Annotated in this window: 2 protein-coding genes; both read left to right on the forward strand. The window is 68.1% G+C overall.

Annotated elements, in window-relative coordinates:
- Window positions 1–410 precede the first annotated feature (410 nt).
- Window positions 411–1,691 (forward strand): lipid IV(A) 3-deoxy-D-manno-octulosonic acid transferase, encoded by a 1,281-nt coding sequence (waaA, locus tag QZY48_RS16375; RefSeq protein WP_295432810.1) that lies wholly within the window; start codon window positions 411–413, stop codon window positions 1,689–1,691.
- A gap of 244 nt (window positions 1,692–1,935) precedes the next feature.
- A complete protein-coding gene (locus tag QZY48_RS16380) occupies window positions 1,936–3,207 on the forward strand; it encodes a site-specific integrase (RefSeq protein WP_295432811.1) in 1,272 nt (423 codons plus the stop codon).
- Window positions 3,208–3,556 lie beyond the last annotated feature (349 nt).

The following is a 3,556-nucleotide window of genomic DNA, read 5'->3' on the forward strand; positions in this document are numbered from 1 at the left end:
CCCCCAGGCCGCGACGGGTGGCCGCAAGGGCGAGTGGGCGACGCTGTGATCAAGGGCCCGCCCAGCGCTGATCGCGGCCAAGGCTTGCGCGCTCAGGTCGGCAGCGGCGCGGAAGGGGGGCGTGGAGCGTTGAAAGACGGCTAAACCACGCGACGCACGCCAAACGGCGCTCGCCGATGGTCTTGCAGGTGCCGCTGGCGGGACGGGTAATGGGTCCGCGCCGCCGCAATCACAAGGTCGCCCCGCCCCGGGTGCGATCAGAACTGATACGACAACGACAGCGTACCCGGGATCGCGGGCACCCCATCAGTTCTGATCGCACCCCCCGCCCCACCGGATTTGCAGTGACCTGCCGGTGCCGTTGCGGCAAGATGGCGACATTCCCCCCCTCGGCACGCGGCACCGGCCCGATGAATCTGCAAACCTACACGCTGATCCTGCGCCTGCTGCTGCCGTTCGTGTTGCTGCGACTCTACTGGCGCAGCCTCAAGGCCCCGGCCTATCGGCGGCGGATCCGTGAGCGCCTGGTCCGCGACGCGCCCCCCACCGCGCCGGCCGCGGTCTGGGTCCATGCCGTCTCGGTGGGGGAGGTCCAGGCGGCGGCACCGCTGATCAGGCACCTGTTGACCCGGCAACCGCCGCTCAAGGTCCTGGTGACCACCACCACCCCCACGGGCGCGACCCGGGTGGGGGATCTGTTCGGGGATACGGTGTCGCATCGCTACACGCCCTATGACCTGCCCGAGGTCGTCGCACGCCTGCTCGAGCGGGTGCGGCCCCGGCTGCTGATCGTCATGGAGACCGAGATCTGGCCCAACACCCTGGCCCAGTGCGCCGCTCACGGCGTTGCCGTGGTGCTCGCCAACGCCCGCCTCTCCGCCCGTTCGGCCAAGGGCTATGCGCGCCTGGCCGGGCTGACCCGGGAGACCCTGGGGCGCTTCGACCTGATCGCCGCGCAGGCGCAGTCGGACGCCCGGCGCTTTCTGGACCTGGGGGCGGACCCGCGGCGGGTGCGGGTGACCGGCAGTATCAAGTTCGATCTGCGCCTGCCGGCCAGCCTTCAGGACCAGTCGGAGGTACTGCGTCGGACCTGGGGCGGCGACCGTCCGGTGTGGGTGGCGGCGAGTACCCATGAGGGCGAGGACGAACTCATGCTGGCGGCCCACCGCCGGCTGCGCACGCGTGAACCGGGGGCGCTGCTGGTGCTGGTGCCGCGCCACCCGGAACGCTTCGAGCGGGTCGCGGGCCTGGTGACGCGCGCGGGGTTTGAACTGGTGCGGCGCAGCACCCGGACGCCCTGTACGCGGGAGACCGCCGTGTTCCTGGGCGACAGCATGGGGGAACTGCCGGTCTTCCTGGCCGCCGCGGACGCCGCCTTTATCGGCGGCAGCCTGGTGCCCACCGGCGGTCATAACCCACTGGAGGCCGCCGCCGTGGGCGTCCCGGTGGTCACGGGCACCCACGTCTTCAACTTCGCGGCGATCACCGAGTTGCTGGTGAGCGAGGGGGCGGCGGTGCAGGTGACAAGCGCGGCGGCCCTGGCGGACCTGCTGGGCGACTGGCTGACCGACGCGGCCCTGCGCGCGCGCATCGGCGAACGCGGACGGCAGGTGGTCGAGCAGAACCGCGGCGCCTTGGCGCGGCTGATCGAACTGATCGAGGAGCGGTTACCGGCGGCGACCGGCGCCTGAGCCGCACACTTTTCCAGGATCACTGATTGCGGATCAGTGACAATCGCATTTCTTGGCCTAACTGTGCATAACATGCCAGTCGGCTATGACCACCCCAACCCCTTCCCCGCGTTCAATTTCCTGTCGATTGTTATAGACTGTTACGCCTAGTGGGTAACAGCCCATAACACCCCAACCCGTTACCCGAGGCGTTACCCGGGGAGCGCCCCGGGTAACATCCCGGGCCATAACAGGAACCGCGACCATGCCAAAGCTGCGCCTGACCGATGCCGCCGTGAAGCGCCTGAAGGCCCCTGACGGGGCCGACCGTGCAGAGTGGTGGGATAGGACCCAACCCGGGTTCGGGGTTCGCGTGTCGGCATCGGGAACCCGCACATGGGTCCTGATCGTGCGCACCCTCAAGGCCGGCGCATGGGTGCAGCAACGGGTGACGCTCGGGAAGTACCCGGCGGTCAGTCTCGCAGAGGCCCGCGCCCTGGCGACCGAGGCCCGGACCATGGCTGAACGGGGGCAGGACCCGGCGCGAGTGATCCAGGACCGGCGGGAAGGGCAGGCATCGGCAAGCCGCAACACCTTTGCCGCCGTGCGTGACGAGTTCTTGGAGAAGTACCGCGGACGCCAGCAACGCCGACCGTCACCCCGCACCCTGAGCGAGATAGAGCGCGCCCTATCGTCAGACCTGTTCGCCGCGTGGGCCGACAGGCCGCTGGTAGAGGTCGCCAAGCGTGACGTGTTGGACGTTCTTGACGCGCTGGTTGAACGTGGCGCCGAAGTCATGGCGAACCGGACGCTCGCCTATCTCGGAATGCTGTGCGCGTGGGCACTGGACCGGGAAATCATCAAGACCGATCCTACAGACGGCATCAAGAAGCCCGGCGCCGAACGATCCAGGGAGCGGGTACTGTCTCCCGATGAACTGCGCGCCATCTGGCGAGCCCTGGCAGAGACTCAGGCCCACCGTGAATACTTGTTTGCGGGTATGGTTAAGGTTCTCGCCCTGACCGGGCAACGGCGCGACGAGGTGACGGGGTTACGCTGGGCAGAAATTGACGGATGCACTTGGACCATGCCCAGTTCCCGCACGAAGAACCATCGCGAACATGTCGTTCACCTGTCGGCGCCCGTCTTAGAGATCCTGGAAGCGCGCAAGTCTGAGCAGGATTCGATGGGCATCAAATCAGACTTCGTGTTTACCACATCCGGCGCAAAGCCTGTCTATGGCTGGTCTTGGTACAAGGCCAAGCTTGACGCCTGTGTCAATCTCGCCCCTTGGACCTGGCACGACTTGCGCCGGACGTTGGCTACTCGCATGGCAGAGGACTTGCGGATACCGCCACATGTCATAGAAGCCACGCTGAACCATGTATCGGGCGCCCGCGCTGGTGTCGCTGGCACCTACAACCGGGCCTTGTATCTGGACGAACGCAAAGCCGCGCTTGACGCTTGGGCAGGCTACGTCCTGCACCTGGTAGGCGAGACCGAACCGAGTAACGTGGTCGAGTTCGCGCGGCGGTAAGGATCGGCCCCAGGAGGACCAGCCTCAAGGACTCCGGCCCGCTCCTGGCGATGGGCTCAAGGCGGGCGGCAACCTCCTGGATCGAGCGCCGGTAGGCCCTGGCGATGGGCTCAAGGCGGGCGGCAACCTCCTGGATCGAGCGCCGGTAGGCCCTGGCGATGGGCTCAAGGCGGGCGGCAACCTCCCCGGGTTCGAGCTGCCCGAGGCCCTGCCGGCCCTGGCGAGCGGCATCGGCCCCAGGAGGACCAGCCTCAAGGACTCCGGCCCGCTCCTGGCGATGGGCTCAAGGCGGGCGGCAACCTCCCCGGGTTCGAGCTGCCCGAGGCCCTGCCGGCCCTGGCGAGCGGCA

Origin of the sequence: uncultured Thiodictyon sp. (assembly GCF_903828115.1) — a bacterium.
In the GTDB taxonomy this organism is placed as follows: Bacteria; Pseudomonadota; Gammaproteobacteria; order Chromatiales; family Chromatiaceae; genus Thiodictyon.